Origin of the sequence: Streptomyces sp. NPDC127100 (genome assembly GCF_042724095.1) — a bacterium.
Classification (GTDB): Bacteria; Actinomycetota; Actinomycetes; order Streptomycetales; family Streptomycetaceae; genus Streptomyces.
Genome location: NZ_JBHXFL010000002.1, coordinates 334,209 through 353,266, shown reverse-complemented (window position 1 = coordinate 353,266; position 19,058 = coordinate 334,209). Strand labels below are relative to the sequence as shown.

The following is a 19,058-nucleotide window of genomic DNA, read 5'->3' as shown; positions in this document are numbered from 1 at the left end:
CCAAGATCGGGTAAGGCCGGTGCGAATGCCGGTGCGGGGCGCGATACTTGCGGCGACGGATGACCCTGGGGGAGGTCAGCAGTGACTCGACCGCCGAAGAGCAGCGCGGCGCCACCGCCGGGCGCGAGCGTGCCCCCGCCGCCCGCCGTGCCGCCGCAGCGCTCCGCCGGCGGCGCCCCGTCCGCGTCCCCGCCGTCGGCGCCCCGCCGCACCGCGTTCGCCGAGGGCGTGGACCGCCTGCGCGCCGCGGCCACCACCGAGCCCGGCCGGCTGCGCGTCATCGGCGCCCTGCTCGCCGTGCTCGTCCTCGCCTTCGGCGCCGTCACCGCCTGGCAGATGACCGAGCGGTCCGCAGCCGCGGACGACGTGCTCCACCGCAGCCAGCCGCTCAGCTCCTCCGCCGCCGACATCTACCGCTCCCTCGCCGACGCCAACACCGCGGCGTCCAGCGGGTTCCTGGCCGGCGGCCAGGAGACGAAGGCCTCCCGCGACCGGTACGAGAAGGGCGTCCGCACGGCCGCCGAGGGGCTCGTGGCGGCCGCCGCCAACTCCGACGCCGGCTCCCCCGCGGCCACGACCATCACCCGGCTGAACCGCCTGCTGCCCGAGTACAAGGGCCTGATCGAGCGGGCCCGCACCTACAACCGGCAGGGCTTCCCGGTCGGCGGCGCCTATCTGCGCTACGCCAACGAGAAGATGCAGAAGGAGATGCTCCCGGCGGCGGAGGACCTCTACACGCGGGAGAACCAGCGGCTGAGCGACGACTACGCGGACGCCGAGCCCTACCCGTGGGCGGCGATCGCCCTCGGCGTGCTGGCGCTCGCGGCCCTGGGCTGGGCCCAGTACCGCAACTACCGGCGCACCAACCGGGTCCTCAACCACGGCCTGGTCGCCGCCACGGCCGCCGCGACGGTCGTCCTGCTCTGGCTCGCCGTCGGCCACGGTGTCGCGCGGTCGGACCTGGACGACTCGTACGACCACGGCGTGCGCTCCCTTAACGCGCTGCACGAGGCCCGCATCGCCTCCCTGAAGGCCCGCGGCAACGAGAACCTGACGCTCGTGGCGCGCGGCGCGGAGACGAAGAAGGTCGGCGACGAGACGTACGACGCCTACGACTTCGACTTCGAGAAGAACATGGACACCCTCGGCAAGGGCCTGGCCGAGGCGCGGCGGCTCGCCGACGACGAGGCGGGCGAGCGGCCGGTCGCGGCGGCCGGCGCCGACATGACGGAGTGGAAGAAGCGCCACGCGTCCGCCCGTGAGCAGGACGAGAACGGCGACTACCAGCAGGCGCTGGACCTGGTGATCGGCGGCAAGGGCGCCACGGTGGAGTGCTTCGACGGTGTCGACGCCTCGCTGGCCGACGCCCTCGACCACGAGAAGGCCGAGTTCGAGCGGGCGGCGGGCGACGGCCTGGACGCGATGGGGCTGCTGCCCCAGGGCGCCGCCGCCCTCGCCGTCCTGGGCGCGGCCGGCGCGCTGCTGGGCATCGGCCGCAGGCTGTCGGAGTACCGGTGAGACAGCGCGGGGGCCCGGCGGGCGGACGGGAAGGGGTGACGGTGAGAGGGGGCGTGAGGATGCGCGCGCGACGACTGCGGACCGGCCTGAAGGGCTGGGGCGGGGTGGCTGCGATGGCGGTCGCCTGTGCCCTGGCGGTGCTCTTCGCCCTGCTCCTGCCGGTGGTCCGCTCGCACGGCGAGGGCGCCGTGGACACCGGCGGCCGGGGCGCCGCCCAGGGCCGCCAGGCACGCGCGGCCGAGGAGTGCACGGACCCGGAGAAGCAGACCCTGTCCCCGGGCGGGGCGGACGGCCCCACCATCGAGGCGATCCGCAACCGCGAGGGCGCGAAGCGCAAGCTGGTCGTCGGCGTCGACCAGAACAGCTACCGCTGGGGCTACCGCGACCCGAACAGCGGCGGCGGCGCCCGGCTCGAGGGCTTCGACATCGACCTGGTGCGCCGCATCGCCCAGGACATCCTCGGCGACCCGGACGCGGTGCAGTTCAAGGCGATACCCACCGACCAGCGGATCCCGGCGATCCAGGACGGCCGGGTCGACATGGTGGTCCGCACGATGACCATCAACTGCGACCGCCTCGCCGACGTCGCCTTCTCCGCGCCCTACTTCAGGACCGGCCAGCAGCTGCTCGCCCCCAAGTCCTCGGACATCACCGGGTACGACGGCACGCTCGCCGGCAAGAGGCTGTGCACGGCGGCCGGTTCGACGGCACTGAGCACGCTGAAGCAGGACCGGCTCGACGGCAGGCCGGCGGCCGGCGCCGACCTGACCACCACCGTGCCCAACCAGCTGGACTGCCTGGTGCGGCTCCAGCTCGGCGAGGTCGACGCGGTGGTCACCGACGGCGCGCTCGCCGCGAGCCAGGCCGCTCAGGACCCCACGGTCGAACTGAAGGGCGACCCCTTCACCACCGAGTACTACGGCGTGGCGATGAAGAAGGACGCCGACGATCTGGTACGCCGGGTCAACCAGGTCCTCGTGGAGTGGCGCGCGGACAAGGCCCGGGGCTGGCAGCACTCCTACGAGGTGTGGCTGTCGGAGACCATGGGCGACGACTCACGGAAGTCGGAACCGCCGGCGCCCCGGTACCGGGGCGGGAACTGACCGGCCCGCCACGGCGCAGCAGCACGCACGAGTCCGCAACGGCGAAAGGTGATCGATGGGCGACACGGGACCCTCCGGGCCGGTGATGGACCGGGACGAGGTGGACCGTGCGCTGGCGCGGCTGGGCGCGGAGCACGAGGCGATCGAGACCTCGCTCCTCGCCCTCCAGGACCACGCGGGGCGCAGACTCCTGGAGGGCGCCGCGCTCACGGGCGTGACCCAGGAGCGCTGGGCCGCCGCGGAGGCGTCGATCACCCTGCTGTGGACCTGTTTCGACGCGTACGCGGGCGCGCTGCGCACCGCCCGGGAGATCCGCGCCCGTCGCCGCTGGTCCAGCCGCGAGGACCTGGCGGAGCTGACGGAACTGCTGCGCGGCGAGGCGGTCACCCTGGCCGGCAGCGCCGCCATCGCCAACGCGCCCACCCTCCAGGGCGGTCCGGGCCGGCTCAGCGAGCGGTACTCGCTGGTCGCGCTGGTGGAGCGGATGAACCAGCTCTACGCGTCCTCCCTCGACCTGGTGGTCGCCGCCGACGCGGTGTGGTCGGCGCTGCCCGCACGCATCGACCTGCTCGCCGCCGAGCTCCAGCGCACCCGCCGGCTCGCGCACTCGGTGGGCGTGCGACCCGGCGAGCACCCGGCCGGCGACGACCTGGAGCGGATCACCCGCACCCTGACCCGGCTGCGCGAGCGGGTGGTGTCCGACCCGCTGGCGTTCTGGCTGCCCACCGAGGGCAGTTCGGCGCCGGGCGGCGGCCGTCCTGACACCACGGTCTACGACCGGGAGGCGCGCGCCCTGGAGGACGTGCGCCGGGAGATCGACGCGGTGCTGGCCGTCCGCCAGGACGCCGAGCAGCGGATCGTGCGGCTGCGGGACGTGCTCTCCCGCGCGGACCGCACCCTCGCCGAGGCCCGCACGGCGCGCGGCGAGGTGCTGGCGAAGATCGCCGCGACGGAGGTGCCGGTCGTCAGCGGCCCCCCGACCGTGCTCCAGGAGCAGCTGGCGACGGCCGCCGAGTACCGGCGGCACGCCCAGTGGCACCGTCTGTCCCCGCTCCTGGAGTCCCTGGAGGAGAAGGCGGAGGACGAACTGCTGCGGGCCCGGGAGTCGCTGACCGCGGTCACCGCGCCGCTCGCGGTCCGCGCCGAACTGCGCGGCCGGCTGGACGCGTACAAGGCGAAGGTCGCCCGGCTGGGCTTCGCGGAGGATCCGGAGCTGGTCGAGAAGTACGAGAGGGCGCGCCGCATGCTGTGGAGCGCGCCCTGCGACCTGCGCGTCGCCGAGCAGGCCGTGCTGCGCTACCAGCACGCGGCGGCGGAAGTGCTGCGCTCGGTGCCGCGCGTGCCCGGCCAGGGCGGGCCGGTGGACCGGACGGGGCCCGGCGCATGAGCGACAACGGGGAGGCGACGGCATGAGCCAGGAGCAGCGGACCTGTCAGCGTCCCGGCTGCGGCGGGTCCTACGAGGACATGGGCGGCGGCGAGCTGTACTGCGACACCTGCGGACTCGCGCCGGTCGTCGCGTCCGACGGCATGGTGGGCTCGACGCCGACCGGCGTCACCGGCGGCGGGCGGGGCTCACGCGGCTCGGCGGGCAGCGGGAGCGCGCGCTCCGGCAGCCGCAGCGCGCGTACGTCGTCGCAGTCGGCGAAGTCCCGGCGTTCGGTGTCGGGGCGGCTCTCGCGGTCCGTGTCCGGCCGGTCCACGGGCCGCTCGGTGTCGGTGCGCAGCTCGGGGTCGCCCGCCGGTTCCTCCGCGCGCGGCCGGCTCGGCGCCGGCCTGGTCGAGGTCCCGGCGATCCCGCGGCCCGACCCGCGCGCGATGGTCCTGGACCACGCCGAGGTGCCCGAGCGCAAGCGGTTCTGCTCGCGCTCGGACTGCGGGGCGCCGGTCGGCCGGGCCCGCGGGGACCGGCCCGGCCGCACGGAGGGCTTCTGCACCAAGTGCGGCCACCCGTACTCGTTCGTTCCCAAGCTGAGGTCCGGGGACGTCGTGCACGGCCAGTACGAGGTGGTGGGCTGCCTCGCGCACGGCGGGCTCGGCTGGATCTACCTCGCCGTGGACAGGGCGGTCTCCGACCGCTGGGTGGTCCTCAAGGGCCTGCTGGACACCGGCGACCAGGACGCGATGGCGGCGGCGATCTCCGAGCGGCGCTTCCTCGCCGAGATCGAGCACGCCAACATCGTGCGGATCTACAACTTCGTCGAACACCTCGACCAGCGCACCGGCTCCCTCGACGGCTACATCGTCATGGAGTACGTCGGCGGCAAGTCCCTCAAGGAGATCGCCAACGCCCGCCGCACCGAGCAGGGCCGGCGCGACCCGCTGCCGGTGGAGCAGGCGTGCGCGTACGGCATCGAGGCGCTGGAGGCGCTCGGCCACCTGCACAGCCGCAACCTGCTGTACTGCGACTTCAAGGTCGACAACGCCATCCAGACCGAGGACCAGCTCAAGCTGATCGACATGGGCGCGGTGCGCCGCATGGACGACGACGAGTCGGCCATCTACGGCACGGTGGGCTACCAGGCGCCGGAGGTCGCCGACGTCGGCCCCTCGGTGGCCTCCGACCTGTTCACGGTCGGCCGTACCCTCGCCGTGCTGACGTTCGACTTCCAGGGCTACACCACCGTCTACGCCGACTCCCTGCCGGACCCGGACACCATCGAGGTGTTCCGGCAGTACGAGTCGTTCTACCGGCTGCTGGTGCGCGCCACCGATCCCGACCCGGCCCGCCGGTTCGCCTCCGCGCAGGAGATGGCGGAGCAGCTCACCGGCGTGCTGCGCGAGGTGGTCTCGCTGCAGACGGGCCGCGCCCGGCCCGCGCTGTCCACGCTGTTCGGGCCCGAGGTGCGGGTCACCGACACCGAGCTGTTCCCCCGGCTGGACGGCGAGGTGTCGCCGCTGGGGGCGCGGGCGACCGGCACGAGAAGACGCGGGGGCGGTCCCGCGGCGGCGCCGGCCGGTGCCGCCGGGTCGGCGCTGCCGGGCGGTACCGGCCCGGCCGTCGGGGCGCCCGGCGGGACGGTCCCGGCCGCGGCCCACGGCGGAACGGGCGTGGCGGCCACCCTGCCCGCAGGACCGGGCGCGAGCGCCGCGCTGCCGGGCGCGGTGAGCGCGGTCGGCAGCCTCGGGACCAGCGTCTCCGGACTGGTCCGGCCCGTCGACGCGCCCGCCGCCGCCCTCGCCCTGCCCGTCCCCCGGGTCGACCCCGGGGACCCCAACGCCGGTTTCCTTGCGGGCCTGATGGCGTCCGCGCCGGGTGAGCTGCTGACCGCGCTGGCCGCCGCGCCCGCGCCGTCGACGGAGACCCGGCTGCGGCAGACCCGGGCCCGGCTGGAGCAGGGCGACGCGCCCGGCGCGCTGGAGACCCTGGACGCCCTGGAGGGCGAACGGCCCGACGACTGGCGGGTGGTCTGGTACCGGGGCCTGGCCTCGCTGGTGACCGGCGACCACGAGGGCGCCGCGCTCGCCTTCGACGCGGTCTACGACGCCTTCCCGGGCGAGATCGCGCCCAAGCTGGCGCTCGGCCTGTGCGCGGAGGTGCTGGGCCAGCTCGACAACGCCGCGGAGTACTACCGGCTGGTGTGGTCGGCCGACCCGAGCCATGTGAGCGCAGCGTTCGGCCTGGCCCGGGTCCAGTTGGCCGGCGGCGACCGCTCCGCTGCCGTACGGACGCTGGAGTCGGTGCCGGAGTCCTCCGTCCACTGCACGGCCGCGCGCGTGGCCGCCGTCCGGGCCCGCCTGCGCCGGCGCACGGCGGCCCCGGGCGACCTGGCGTTCCTGGACGATCTGTCCGCGGCCGCACGGCAGGTGGAGGCGCTGGACGTGTACGGTCTGGACCCGGCGCGCCGCGAGCAGTTGTCGGTCGAGGTCCTCGGCTGTGCCCTGGACTGGGTACTCTCCGGGGGCCGGGGTTCCGTCCCCTCCGCCGCAGGGGGGCGGGCACTGCTCGGCAGCGGTCTGGACGAACGCGGTCTGCGTTTCGGTCTGGAGCGTTCGTACCGCATGCTGGCCCGGCTGGCGCGGGGCGGCGAGGAGAGGATCGACCTGGTGGAACGTGCCAATCGTTACCGCCCCCGGACGTGGGTGTAGTTGATGTCGCAGATGCCCCAGCAGGCCGCCGTGCCGAAGTGCCCGAGCTGCGAGGAGCCCCTCGAGTCGGACGACCGCTTCTGCGGCGCGTGCGGATACGACCTGTCCGCCGTGCCCGCGCGGCCCGAGGACAGCCCGGCCGTCGGCACGAACGGCACGGTGCCCGCCCCGTCGTCGCCGCCGGACGGCGTCGGCCGGCCCGCCGCCCGGGAGACGGACGGCTCCGGCCGGCCGGTGCCCGCGCACGCGCCGGCCGACGTGCCCGGCACGGGCTCGGGCGGCTCCCCGCTGTCGCCTCCGGTACCGCCCGCGCCGCCGGCCGCGCCGCCCGTCGTGCCGGAGCCGGCCGGGCCCGAACCGGCCGCGTCCGGCGTGCGGTTCGACCGTCCGGGCGAGCCCGACGAGTACCCGTTGCAGGCACCCGACCCGCGGTCGGCCCCCGCCCCGGCGCCGTCCCCGCAGGCCGCCCCCGCCCCGGCGCCCTCCGCGCCGGCCGAGGCCGGCAAGGTGTGCGTGGCCTGCCGCGCGGGCCGCGTCGACGACGACGGCTACTGCGAGAACTGCGGCCACGCCCAGCCCCGTGAACGCGACCACATGGAGCAGGAGGCGGGCCCCGTCGCCGCCGTCAGCGACCGCGGGCTGCGCCACCACCGCAACGAGGACGCCTTCTGCGTCGGCCACACCGCGCTGCCCGACGGGACGTCCGCGACCGTGGCGATCGTGTGCGACGGCGTCTCCTCGGCGACCCGCCCGGACGACGCCTCCCTCGCCGCGTCCCGCGCGGCCGGCGAGTCGCTGCTCACGGTCCTGCCGCGCGGCACGCACCCGCAGCAGGCCATGCACGACGCGATCGTCGCCGCCTCGCACGCCGTCAACGCGCTGGCCGACGAGCCCGCCACGGCCCGCGAGCAGGCCCCGCACCAGAACGCCCCGGCCTGCACCCTGGTCGGCGCGGTCGTCGCCTCGGGCCTGCTGGTCGTCGGCTGGGTCGGCGACAGCCGCGTCTACTGGGTGCCGGTGGACCGCAGCACCCCGCCGGCCCGGCTCACCGAGGACGACTCGTGGGCCGCGCAGATGGTCGCCGCGGGCCTGATGAGCGAGGCCGAGGCGTACGCCGACGAGCGCGCCCACGCCATCACCGGCTGGCTCGGCGCCGACGCCTACGAACTGGAGCCGCACACCGCGTCGTTCAAGCCCGACCGCCCCGGCGTGGTCGTGGTCTGCACGGACGGCCTGTGGAACTACGCCGAGTCGGCCGAGGAGATGGCCCGTGCCGTGCCCCTCGACGCAGCCACGCGCCCGCTGCACAGCGCCCGGGTCCTGGTCGGTCACGCCCTCGACGGCGGGGGCCACGACAACGTAACAGTGGCCGTCGTGCCGTTCCCCGCCCCTCCCGCGGGGGCAGGATCCGGCTGAGGCCGTCGCGGCCGGGCCACGCACGCACGGGCCGGGTAGGGCGGCGGGGCGGCCTCGCGGACCGCAGGGGGCGGTCCGCGTCACCAGCCATCGCCCCACCACCGTGGGGACGTAGAGGGGGATGCGATCCGGCATGGCCAATTTCTCGAAATCGAACGTGCCGCAGTTCTCGGTGGACGTCTACCAGAACGAGTACCTGCCCGAGGGCGGCCGTGAGGTCAACGCGATCGTCACGGTCACCGCGACCGGCGGCGGCACGATCGGCAGCGCGGTGGCGGCGCCCCATCTCTACGCGCCGGGGCGGGGGCCGTCCGCGGCCGTGGCGCTGATGGTCGACTGCTCGGGCTCGATGGACTACCCGCCGACCAAGATGCGCAACGCCCGGGACGCGACGGCGGCCGCGATCGACACCCTGCGCGACGGCGTGCACTTCACGGTGGTCGGCGGCACGCACGTGGCCACGGAGGTCTACCCCGGCAACGGCCGGCTCGCGGTCGCCGACGCCACCACCCGGGGGCAGGCCAAGCAGGCCCTGCGCCGGCTGAGCGCGGGCGGCGGCACGGCCATCGGCACCTGGCTGCGGCTGGCCGACCGGCTGCTGTCCACCGCGGACGTCGCCATCCGGCACGGCATCCTGCTCACCGACGGCCGCAACGAGCACGAGTCGCCGCAGGACCTGAAGGCGGCGCTCGACGCCTGCGCCGGACGCTTCACCTGTGACGCCCGCGGCGTGGGCACCGACTGGGAAGTGAAAGAAGTCACAGGGATCGCCTCCGCCCTGCTCGGCACCGCCGACATCGTCGCCGACCCGGCGGGCCTCGCCGAAGACTTCACGCGGATGATGGAGACGGCCATGGGCAAGGAGGTCGCCGACGTCGCCCTGCGCCTGTGGACCCCGGTCGGCACCACGGTGCGGTTCGTCAAGCAGGTCGCCCCCACGGTCGAGGAACTGACCGGCCGCCGCACCGAGGCGGGGCCGCGCGCCGGGGACTACCCCACCGGGTCCTGGGGCGACGAGTCCCGCGACTACCACGTCTGCGTCGAGGTGCCGGCCGCGGACATCGGCCGGGAGATGCTGGCCGCCCGGGTCTCCCTGGTCGTCCCGGAGCCCGGCGGAAGCGTCCAGACCCTCGGCGCCCAGGGTCTCGTGCGCGCCGTGTGGACGGACGACATGGCCGCTTCCACGTCGATCAACCCCCAGGTCGCCCACTACACCGGGCAGGCCGAACTGGCGCAGGTCATTCAACAGGGGCTCGATCTACGCAAAGCGGGAGACATCGACGGAGCAACGGCCAAACTGGGCCGCGCGGTTCAGCTGGCCGGAGCCTCCGGAAACGCGGATACGGCGAAACTGCTTGCGAAGGTGGTGGACGTGGTCGACGCGGCGGCAGGTACTGTGCGACTGAAAGCGAAGGTCGAGGAGGCCGACGAGATGACTCTCGAGACCCGGTCGACGAAGACTGTTCGCGTGAAGAAGTGACGCAGTACCGCAGGACAACACAGCGACAAGCTCCGCAAGAGGGGGAAGCTCCGACATGCCGACCTGCCCGAACGGACACCAGTCGGGTTCCGACGACTGGTGCGAGGTCTGCGGTCACCGCATGGCCGGTGCCGTGCCGCCCCCTCCGCCGCCACCGCCCCCGGGCGGAGGCTACGGCTTCCCGCAGCCCGGCGGCCCGGGCGGTCCCGGCGCTCCCGGCGGGGAACCGCAGCTGTGCCCGCAGTGCCGCACGCCCCGCGAGGGCGCGGCGCCGTTCTGCGAGGAGTGCCGGTGGAACTTCCTCACCAACACCGCCACCTCGTACACCCCGGCGGCTCCACGCCCGGCGGCGCCCGGGCCGGGGCCCCGGTTCCCGCAGCCGCCGGGCGGACCGTCGTACGGCGGCGGTGACGCGTACGACTACCAGGGCTCCCGCCCGTCCCAGATGAACCGGCCGGCCGAGCCGATCCCGCCGGGCCCGCCCTTCGGCGGCGACCCGTCACGTCCCGGCAACCCCGGCCCCCAGGGCCAGGGCGGCCCCGGCGCCCCCGGTCCGCAGGGCCAGGGCGGCCCCGGCGCCCCCGGTCCGCAGGGCCAGGGCGGCCCCGGTGCCCCCGGCCCGCACGGTCCGGGTGGACCGAACGGTCCCGGTCCGCACGGCCCCGGCGGCCCGACCGGCCCCTCCGGCTATCCGGGCCCCGGCGGCCAGGGCGGCGGACCCTCCGGCTTCCCGGGCCCCGGCGGCCAAGGTGGCGGCCCTTCCGGCTTCCCGGGCCCCGGTGGCCAGGGCGGCGGTCCGTCCGGCTTCCCCAGCCCCGGCGGCCAGGGCGGTCCTGCCGGTCCGCCGGGACAGCCCAACTTCGGCGCCGACCCGTCGCGGCCGGTTCCGCCGCCGCCCGGGCCCGTCCCGCCTCCGCCCGGCCCGGGTGGGCCCGGCGGCCCGGGAGGTCCCGGACGTCCCGGTGGCCCCGGTGGCCCCGGTGGCCCGCCGCAGGCGTTCCAGCAGTCCGCGCCGACGGCCCCGCCCGGCTTCCCGCAGGAGACCGGCCGGCCGCAGCAGGGCGGCGGTCCGTCCTTCGGCGGCGGTGACGACGACTGGGTGCTCTCCCCGCCGTCCGGCCCCGGCGGTCCCGGTGGCCCGGGAGGCCCCGGCGGGGCTCCGCAGGGCGGCTACGGCTACCCGCAGCCCGGCGCCACCCAGGCCCCGCCCGGCCACGGTTTCCCGCAGCAGCCCCAGCCCCAGCAGCCGGCGACCTGGACGGCGACCATCGGTCCGGACCGCGACTACTTCATGGCGATGATGCAGCGCTCCGGTCCCGAGGCCGCGGGTCTGAACCTGCCCGCGTACTCGCCCGAGCAGCAGCGCACGCTCACCGGCAACCAGATCACGATCGGCCGCCGCCGGCACTCCACCGGCGACACCCCGGACATCGACCTCGCGGTGCCGCCGGAGGATCCGGGCGTTTCGCACCAGCACGCCATGCTGGTGCAGCAGCCGGACGGCGGCTGGGCGGTCGTCGACCAGAACTCGACGAACGGCACGACGGTCAACGGCGGCGAGGAGCCGATCCAGCCCTTCGTGCCGGTGCCGCTCCAGGACGGCGACCGGGTGCACGTCGGCGCCTGGACGACGATCACGGTCCGCCGGGGCTGAGGCGGGCGCGGGCCGTCAGGTCAAGGGCCAGGCGTACGGGCCGTCCGGGTCGTCCAGCCAGGCCCAGGCCCGCTCGCCTCGCACGGTGATGCCGTAGCGCTCGCGCCCGGGGGCGTCCTCGCGCACCCACAGCGCGTACGCCTCCTGCGGGTCGAGGCTGCCCCGGGACAGGGCCAGCAGGAACCGGAACAGGTCGTCGCCGCGGGCCCGGCGCGGCACCGCGCCCAGGGCCGGCGGCCCCGGCTCGGGCCGTCCGGAACCGCGCAGCGGCACGAAGTAGGCGGCCGTGGACAGGAAGTGCCCCTCGGCGTGCCCGGCGTCGAGGACCGTGAGCGCGGCCAGTCCGGTGGCGAGCGGCGCCAGGATCCGCCCGCCGGGCCGGCACTGGACGAGCCAGGCGCGGGGGATCGCCGGCAGCTCGCAGGTGGCGATGATCCGGTCGAAGGGGGCGCGTTCGGGCACCCCGCGCGCCCCGTCACCGGTGACGACGGCCGGGTGGTACCCGGCGGCGGCCAGGTGCCGGCGGGCGGACTCGGTGATCTCCGGGTCCAGGTCGACGGTGGTGACCAGGTCGTCGTCGCCGAGCCGGCGGGCGAGCAGGGCGGCGTTGTAGCCGGTGCCGGCGCCGATCTCCAGGACCCGGTCGCCGTCCGCCACGTGCAGCTCCACCAGCATCATCGCCATCAGCGACGGCTGGCTGCTGGAGGAGAGCAGCTCGCCGTCGCGCATCCGGGTGGCGAGCGGGACGTCGGCGTACGCGCCGCGCAGCCAGCGCTCGCGGACCGCGGGGTCGGGGTGCTCGCCCCACCGGCGCTCGTAGCCGCCCCGGACGCCGACGTAGTAGTAGGGCACGAAGAGGTGGCGCGGGACCGTCTCGAACGGCTCCCGCCATGCCGGGTCGGCCGCCCAGACGCCGGTCAGCCCGATCTCGCGCACCAGCGCCGCCCGTGCGGAGGCGGCGAGGACTTCCAGCTCCTGGTGCCCGCCCATGCCCTCCACAGTAGGGCCCGGCGGTCGCCCGCGGCGTTGGTCCGTTCGGGTGGTCCTAAGTCTCGAGGCCTATGCCGCCCGGTCTGAGAGCATGGACGGCGTGAATGAGATTCGGCGCGGCACGCTTCAGGAGCAGACCTTCTACGAGCAGGTCGGCGGGGAGGACACCTTCCGCCGGCTCGTCCACCGTTTCTACGAGGGGGTCGCCCAGGATCCGGTCCTGCGGGCGATGTACCCCGAGGAGGACCTGGGCCCGGCGGAGGAGCGCTTCGCGCTCTTCCTGATGCAGTACTGGGGCGGTCCCACGACCTACAGCGACCGGCGCGGCCATCCCCGCCTGCGGATGCGGCACGCCCCCTTCGCCGTGGACCGCGCGGCGCACGACGCCTGGCTCAGGCACATGCGGGTGGCCGTCGACGAGCTGGGGCTGTCCGAGGAGCACGAGCGGACGCTGTGGAAGTACCTGACGTACGCGGCGGCCTCGATGGTGAACACCGAGGGCTGACTCCGGGCAGCCGACGAACGGATTCCGGTCCCGCATCGCCGGATTCCGGTCACGATCCGGTCAAGTCCGTCCCCTGAGCGCTTACCCGTGCCGTGTCCCCTCTGACAGCATCACCGGACACGGGTGACAACGGTGCCGGGGGGCCGCGTGGCGGGGAGCGGGGGACTGACGGGTTTCGTGCTGCTGCGCGCGCGGGCGCACCGCCTGCTGCTCGCCGCCGCGCTGCTCACCGTCCTGCTGACCACGGCGGTGCTGGCCACCCTCACCGCCTACTCGGGCGCGATCGGCGACGCGTCCCTGCGGCACGCCCTCAACGACCCGCGCGACGCCGACGGCACCGCGCTGATCGTCAAGGCGGACGTGCCCGAGGACGCGCGCGAGGAGGCCGACGCCACCGTGCGCAAGGGTGCCCGGGACACCTTCGGCGGGCTGCCGGTCACCGTCCGCACGCTGACGCGCTCGGGCCCGTACGCCCTGCCGGGCACCCTGCGGCCGCGCGGCGCGCGGCCCGGCGGCAACCCGGACCTGACGTACTTCGCGGCGCTCGACCCGGCGCAGGTGCGGATCACCGAGGGGCGCGCGCCGCGGGAGGGCGGCCCGGTGACCGAGGCCGCGCTGCCGGAGGCCGCCGCCGAACGCCTCGGCGTCCGCACCGGCACCCGGCTCACCCTCACCGACCGGTTCGGCGGCCCGGCGGTGCGCGTCGAGGTCACCGGCCTGTACCGGCCGGCCGAGGCCGCGTCCCCGTACTGGAACCTGGACGACCTGGGCGGGCGCGGCGTCAAGCAGGGCGGCTTCACGACGTACGGGCCGCTGCTCGCCGCTCCCGGTGCGCTGACCGGCGGCCGGGTGAGCACCGGGCCGTCCGGGTGGCTGGCGACGGCGGACTTCTCCACGGTGACGGCGGACCGGACGGACGCGCTGCGCGAGGCGGCCCGGGACGGCATGGCGTGGCTGCGCGGCCGGCCAGTCCTCAGCGGGACGACGGCCGCGTCCACGTCCCTGCCCGAGGTACTCGACCGGCTCGACCGCTCCCTGCTGGTGGCCCGCTCCACGCTGCTCGTCGTGGCGCTCCAGCTGGCCCTGCTCGCGGGCTGCGCGCTGCTGCTGGTGGCCCGGCTGCTGAGCGCCGAACGCGCGGGCGAGCTGCGGCTGCTGCGGGCGCGGGGCGCCTCCCGGGCCCGGATCGGGTGGCTGGCCGCGCTGGAGGCGCTGCTGCTGGCCGTCCCGGCGGCGGTGTGCGCGCCGCTGCTCGCCGGTCCGCTGACCCGGCTGCTGGCCGGGCAGGGCGCGCTGGCCCGGATCGGACTGCGGCCGGAGGTGCCGGCCGCCGGCGGGGGCGGGGTGTGGCTGGCCGCCGGTGCGGCCGCCCTGGGCTGTGCGCTGGCGGTGACGCTGCCCGCGCTGACCGCCTCCCTGGCCGCCGGCGGCCGGGCCCGGCCGCTGCCCGCGCCGCTGCGGGCCGGTGCGGACGTCGGCCTGCTGGTGGTGGCCGGTGTCGCCTACTGGCAGCTCTCCCGGCAGACCTCGGGCGCGGTCACCGGCGACGGCGGCGGCACTCTGGGCATCGACCCGTTGCTGGTCGCGGCGCCCGCGCTGGCGCTGCTGGCCGGCACCGTGCTCACGCTGCGGCTGCTGCCGCCGGTGGCACGGCTCGCCGAGCGCCGGGCGGCCGGCGGGCGCGGGCTGGCGTCGGCGCTGGCGGGCTGGCAGCTCGGCCGCCGCCCGATGCGCGGGGCCGGCCCGGTGCTGCTGCTGGTCCTGGCCATGGCGCTGGGCATGCTGGCGATCGGCCAGGGCGCCTCCTGGGACCGTTCCCAGGACGACCAGGCGGACTTCCGCGCCGGTGCCCCGGTGCGGATGCTCGCCGCCGGGACGACGGGCCTCGGCAGCACGGAGACGTACGCGGCCGTCCCCGGCGTCCGGGAGGCGTCCCCCGCCGTCCGTACGACGCTGCAACTCTCCGGCGACCGGACGGCGACGGTGCTGGCGCTGGACACGGCGGGCGCCGCGGACACGATGCTGCTGCGTCCCGACCTGTCGCCCGAACCGGCCCGGTCGCTGCTGGCCCCCCTCGGACCGGAGGGCGGGACGCCGGGCGCGAGGGTGCCGGAGGGCACCGCACGACTGGGACTGACGGCGGCCCTGCACAGGTCGGGCGCTGAGGCGGGCACGGCCGCGGCGGCGAAGGTGACGGTCACGGTGCAGGACCGTGACGGCACGCCGTACCGGCTGCCGGCCGGCGTGCTGGACGCCGACGGCCGCGCCCACACCCTGGAGTTCGCCGTCTCCCCCGGCCCGCTGACCGTGACCGGCCTGGAGCTGGTGACGGCCCAGCCGCTCGGCCACGCGGAGCGGCACCGCTTCACGCTGGAGGCGCTGACCGCCACGGCGGCCGACGGCACCGCGCGCCGGCTGGCGCTGCCCGGCTCGTGGACGGCCTCCGCCGGCGTCATCGGCCAGGTCGCGCCCCCGGACTCCCCCACCAGCCCCACCCGGCCCCGGCTGAGGGAGTCCGGCCCGCCGTCGATCGAGTACGGCACCGGGTTCGTCTCGACCGACACGCCCTGGGTGCCGGCGTCGCTGACCGTGCGGCTGGACGTCGAGCAGCCCGCTCCGCCGCAGCTCACGGCCGTGGCGACCGACCGCTTCCTCGACTCCGCGGGCGCCCGCGCCGGACAGCCGGTGGACATCACGCTGGACGGCCGGGCCGTCACCGTGCGGATCGTGCACGCGGTCCGCGCCCTGCCGACCACCACCGCGACGGACGCCGGGGAGCGGGACGGCGGGGCGCTGCTGGTCGATCTGCGGTCGGTGAACCGCGTGCTCCAGGCCCGCTACGGGGAGAGCCTGACGCCCACCGAGTGGTGGCTGCGGACGGCACCGGGCAAGGCGGCCGACGTGGCCGCGGCCCTGCGCGCCCTGCCGGACGTCGACCCGGCGCAGGTCGTGGTGCGGGACGAACTGGCCGGGCAGTTGCGCGACGACCCGTTCGGCGCGGGCCCCGGAGCGGCGTTCACCGCGGCGGCCGGGGTGGCGGCGGCGCTGGCCGCCCTCGGGTTCGCGGTGAGCGCGACGGGGTCGCTGCGGGAGCGGGGCGCGGAGTTCGCGGTGCTGCGCGCCCTGGGCGCCCCGCGTCGCCGGCTGGCCCGCGCGGTCGCCGCCGAACAGGGCGTCCTGGTGACGCTGGCGCTGCTTGTGGGCGCGGCGCTGGGCGCCGTGCTGGCCCGGGCAGTGGTTCCCCTGATCGTGCTGACCCCGGAGGCCGCCCACCCGGTGCCGGCCGTGCTCGTCGAGCTGCCCGTGGGCCGCGTCGCCGTCCTGCTTGCCGCCGTGGCGGTCACCCCGCTGCTGGTCACGGCGGTCCTCGCCCTGCGCCGGGCGGACCCGGTACCGGCGCTCAGAGACCTCAGGGAACAGGGAGGCGGGACCCGGTGACGACGTTCCCCATGGCCCGGGCGACCGAGGTCCCCCCGGTCCGTCGGCTCTCCGCTCGGGGTCGTGCCCTGGCCGGTCCGGCCGTCGCGGGACGAGGGGGTGGACGGACGTGAACCGCGTCGCCGCCCCCTGGGTGCGGACCCGGCTGCGCACCGCCCCCGGTGCCGCGTGCGCGCTGGCGCTGCTCGTGGCGCTGACCGCCTGTCTGGCCGCCGCCTTCCCGAGGGCGCTGGACCGGTACGAGGACGCGAGCCTCCAGCACGACCTCCGGCATGCCCGCCCCGACCGGACCGGCGTGCTGCTGACCTCCGCGCAGCCCGGTCTCGGCTCCGACGCGGAGCAGTGGCAGCGGGACATGCGCCCCGGCCCGCTGCGCGAGCGCTACGACAGCACGCTCGGCATCGTCGCCGGCCGGCTCCCCGTCGACCGGACGCAGTCGGCGTACGGGGTGCGCACCACCGAGAGCATCGAGGTCTCGGAGCCCTGGCTGCCCCGGCCCAGCGGGGTGAACCCGCAGGTCCACCTCGCCGCCCAGGAGGGTCTCGGCGACCACGCCCGGCTGAGCGCCGGCCGGCTGCCGCGCACGTCCGGCACCCCGGTCGACGTGGACGCCGGCCGGGTGGAGGCGGCCGTCACCACCGAGACCGCCCGGGCCATGCGCATCGGGGTGGGCGCGGTCGTCCACGTGCCCCGCGTGGCGAGCGCCCCGCTCGCCGTGCACGTCACCGGCATCCTCGCCCCGCGCGACCCCGACGGCGCCTACTGGGCCACCCAGCCCGTGCTGCGCACCCCGTCGCTGGTCAAGGTGCCGGGGCCGCCCGGCGCGGACACCGACAAGTACTGGCTCGGTGCCCTGCTGCTCGCCCCCGACGCGGGCCCCGCCCTGCTGGGCACGACCGGCTCCCCCGTGCGCTACTGGCAGTTCGCGCCGGACACCGGCGCGCTGCGCGCCCACGACCTGGACCGGCTCAACTCGGCCGTCGCCGCCCTGGAGTCCGGGCCGGGGCTGCGCGAGGTGCGGTCGGCCGTCGCCCCGGACACCGACGTGAGCACCGACCTGGACGAGGTGTTCGCCGCCTTCGACCGGCTGCGGTCGGGCATCGGCCCGCTGGTCACGGTCGCCGCGGCCGGCACCGGCACGGTCGCCGGCGTGGTCCTGCTGATGGCGGCCGGCCTCGCCGCCGACCGGCGCCGCGCGGAACTCGCCCTGCTGCGCGCCCGGGGCGCGTCCCTGCGGGGCCTGGTGGGGCGGCTGCTGGCCGAGACGGCGGTGGTGGCGGTACCCGCGGGCGCCCTCGGTCTCGGCGCCGCGCTGCTCGCCCTGCCCGGCGCCCGGCTCGTCCCGGCCGTGGCGGCCGCCGTCGCGGTCACCGTCGTCGCCTGTGCCGCGCTGCCCGTGCGGGCCGCCGTCGCCCACCGCACCGTCCACGTCCACGGCGGCCGGCGGGACGTGGCGTCGGTGCGTCCGTCCCGGCGCCGTACGGTCGCCGAACTCACCGCCGTCGTCCTGGCGGTGGGCGCGGTCGAGACGCTGCGCCGGCGCGGTGCGGCGGGCCAGGCCGACGACCTGGTGTCGTTCGCGCCGGTGCTGGTCGGGGTGATCGCCGCGCTGGTCCTGGTCCGCGTCCATCCGCTGCCGCTGCGGCGGCTGGCCCGTCCGGCGGGGCGGCTGCGCGGCGTGGTGGGGCACCTGGCCCTGGCCCGTGCCGCCCGTACGTCCGTCTCGGCGGTGCTGCCGCTCCTCGCGCTGCTGACCGCGCTGACCACGGCGGCCTTCGGCGGCGCGGTCCTGACCGGCGTGACGGACACCCGGGACCGGGCGGCCCTGCTCACCACCGGCGCCGACGCCCGCGTGGAGGGCACCGGACCGCTGCCGTCCGCCCTGGCCGACCGGGTCCGCCGCACCCCGGGCGTGGACGGGCTGACCGGGGTGAGCATCACCTACGAGGCCAGGACCAGCAACGGCCGCCAGACGCTGCCCGTGGCAGGCGTCGACCCGGCCGCCTACGCGAAGCTGGCGGCGCGGACGGACCTGGGGGCCTTCGACGCGGGTGACCTGAGACAGCCGGAGGGCGAGGAGGTGCTGCGCGCGCTGGCCTCGCCCGCGGTCGCCGAGCGGTTCGGCGACGAGCCGTTCCTGGCCCGCATGGAGGACGGCACCGCCGTCACCCTGCGGATCTCCCTCGTGCGCGACCTGACCCCGGCCGTGTTCGGCGACGAGTTCGTGGTCGTGGACCGCGCCGGCCTGTCCGCCGAGGTCGCGCGCCCGAACGTACTGCTGCTGACCGGGGACCGCGTGGACGCGGGCGCGCTGCGCCGGGCGGCCGGTGACGCCGGCTCCGTGATCCTGCGCGCGCAGGAACGGGCCCGGTACGTCGACTCCCCCCTGCAGTCCGGTGCCGAGCGCCTCTACGCGGCGGCCGTGGCGGCCGGCGCCGGTTACGCCGTACTCGCCCTGCTGCTGTCCCTGCTGCGTGCCGCGCCCGAACGGGCCGCGCTGCTCGCCCGCCTGCGCACGATGGGCCTCACCCGGTCCCAGGGCCGGCGGCTGCTCGTCCTGGAGTCCCTGCCCCAGGCCGTTCTGGCGGCGGCGGGCGGGGCGCTGACCGGCTGGGCGGCCGTCCGGCTGCTCTCCCCCGGCATCGACGTGACGGCGATCGCGCTGGCGAGCGCGTCGTCCCCGGCCGGCCGGACGGGACTGCGTACGGACCCCTGGTCGTTGGGGGTGCCGACGGTCGCGGTGCTGGTGGTCGCGGTGGGGGCGGCGGCGGTGCAGGCGTGGTGGTCGGGCCGGCGGGGGTCGGTCACGGAACTCCGGGCGGGCGACTCCGGATGAACGGACCCGACCGCCGGCGGTACGTCCACC

At 76.6% G+C, this 19,058-nt stretch carries 11 protein-coding genes; 10 read left to right on the top strand and 1 reads right to left on the bottom strand.

Translation table 11 applies throughout. The features are described 5' to 3' along the window. Positions 1 to 81: 81 nt before the first annotated feature. From ACFWJB_RS04410 to ACFWJB_RS04380, 7 genes are all read left to right on the top strand, one after another. Positions 82 to 1,518 (top strand): hypothetical protein, encoded by a 1,437-nt coding sequence (locus ACFWJB_RS04410; protein WP_385460024.1) that lies wholly within the window; start codon positions 82 to 84, stop codon positions 1,516 to 1,518. A gap of 59 nt (positions 1,519 to 1,577) precedes the next feature. Then, positions 1,578 to 2,621 (top strand): glutamate ABC transporter substrate-binding protein, encoded by a 1,044-nt coding sequence (locus ACFWJB_RS04405; protein ID WP_385460026.1) that lies wholly within the window; start codon positions 1,578 to 1,580, stop codon positions 2,619 to 2,621. A 55-nt stretch (positions 2,622 to 2,676) separates the two neighbouring features. Then, entirely contained in the window at positions 2,677 to 4,008 is a 1,332-nt protein-coding gene (locus ACFWJB_RS04400) for a hypothetical protein (protein ID WP_386920186.1), read from the top strand. Positions 4,009 to 4,030: 22 nt separating this feature from the next. Then, entirely contained in the window at positions 4,031 to 6,709 is a 2,679-nt protein-coding gene (locus ACFWJB_RS04395) for a tetratricopeptide repeat protein (RefSeq protein ID WP_386920184.1), read from the top strand. A gap of 3 nt (positions 6,710 to 6,712) precedes the next feature. Next, a complete protein-coding gene (locus tag ACFWJB_RS04390; protein WP_386920182.1) occupies positions 6,713 to 8,125 on the top strand; it encodes a PP2C family serine/threonine-protein phosphatase in 1,413 nt (470 codons plus the stop codon). Positions 8,126 to 8,258: 133 nt separating this feature from the next. Next, positions 8,259 to 9,605: a VWA domain-containing protein gene (locus ACFWJB_RS04385; RefSeq protein ID WP_386920180.1), complete on the top strand. Its 1,347-nt coding sequence runs from the start codon at positions 8,259 to 8,261 to the stop codon at positions 9,603 to 9,605. A 55-nt stretch (positions 9,606 to 9,660) separates the two neighbouring features. Next, on the top strand, positions 9,661 to 11,259 hold the full coding sequence (locus tag ACFWJB_RS04380) for an FHA domain-containing protein (protein ID WP_386920178.1): 1,599 nt from the start codon (positions 9,661 to 9,663) through the stop codon (positions 11,257 to 11,259). A gap of 15 nt (positions 11,260 to 11,274) precedes the next feature. Here the strand turns inward: ACFWJB_RS04380 and ACFWJB_RS04375 are convergent, their stop codons facing one another. Further along, positions 11,275 to 12,249: a methyltransferase domain-containing protein gene (locus ACFWJB_RS04375; protein ID WP_385460038.1), complete on the bottom strand. Its 975-nt coding sequence runs from the start codon at positions 12,247 to 12,249 to the stop codon at positions 11,275 to 11,277. A 91-nt stretch (positions 12,250 to 12,340) separates the two neighbouring features. On the opposite strand from ACFWJB_RS04375, the gene ACFWJB_RS04370 reads away from it, so the two are divergent. The 3 genes from ACFWJB_RS04370 to ACFWJB_RS04360 all read left to right on the top strand — a co-directional run bounded on the left by ACFWJB_RS04370 (position 12,341) and on the right by ACFWJB_RS04360 (position 19,028). Then, positions 12,341 to 12,754, top strand: a complete 414-nt coding sequence (locus ACFWJB_RS04370) for a globin (RefSeq protein WP_385460040.1) — start codon at positions 12,341 to 12,343, stop codon at positions 12,752 to 12,754. Positions 12,755 to 12,901: 147 nt separating this feature from the next. Beyond that, positions 12,902 to 16,192: an FtsX-like permease family protein gene (locus tag ACFWJB_RS04365; RefSeq protein WP_386920176.1), complete on the top strand. Its 3,291-nt coding sequence runs from the start codon at positions 12,902 to 12,904 to the stop codon at positions 16,190 to 16,192. A gap of 109 nt (positions 16,193 to 16,301) precedes the next feature. Further along, positions 16,302 to 19,028: an FtsX-like permease family protein gene (locus ACFWJB_RS04360; protein WP_386920174.1), complete on the top strand. Its 2,727-nt coding sequence runs from the start codon at positions 16,302 to 16,304 to the stop codon at positions 19,026 to 19,028. The last annotated feature ends 30 nt before the right edge of the window (positions 19,029 to 19,058 follow it).

Excerpts from the sequence above, each read along its gene's own strand:
- ACFWJB_RS04385 (WP_386920180.1), top strand. The coding sequence starts at position 8,259 with ATGGCCAATTTCTCGAAATCGAACGTGCCGCAGTTCTCGGTGGACGTC.
- ACFWJB_RS04390 (WP_386920182.1), top strand. The coding sequence starts at position 6,713 with ATGTCGCAGATGCCCCAGCAGGCCGCCGTGCCGAAGTGCCCGAGCTGC.
- ACFWJB_RS04370 (WP_385460040.1), top strand. The coding sequence starts at position 12,341 with ATGGACGGCGTGAATGAGATTCGGCGCGGCACGCTTCAGGAGCAGACC.
- ACFWJB_RS04395 (WP_386920184.1), top strand. The coding sequence starts at position 4,031 with ATGAGCCAGGAGCAGCGGACCTGTCAGCGTCCCGGCTGCGGCGGGTCC.
- ACFWJB_RS04400 (WP_386920186.1), top strand. The coding sequence starts at position 2,677 with ATGGGCGACACGGGACCCTCCGGGCCGGTGATGGACCGGGACGAGGTG.
- ACFWJB_RS04380 (WP_386920178.1), top strand. The coding sequence starts at position 9,661 with ATGCCGACCTGCCCGAACGGACACCAGTCGGGTTCCGACGACTGGTGC.
- ACFWJB_RS04405 (WP_385460026.1), top strand. The coding sequence starts at position 1,578 with ATGCGCGCGCGACGACTGCGGACCGGCCTGAAGGGCTGGGGCGGGGTG.
- ACFWJB_RS04375 (WP_385460038.1), bottom strand. The coding sequence starts at position 12,249 with ATGGGCGGGCACCAGGAGCTGGAAGTCCTCGCCGCCTCCGCACGGGCG.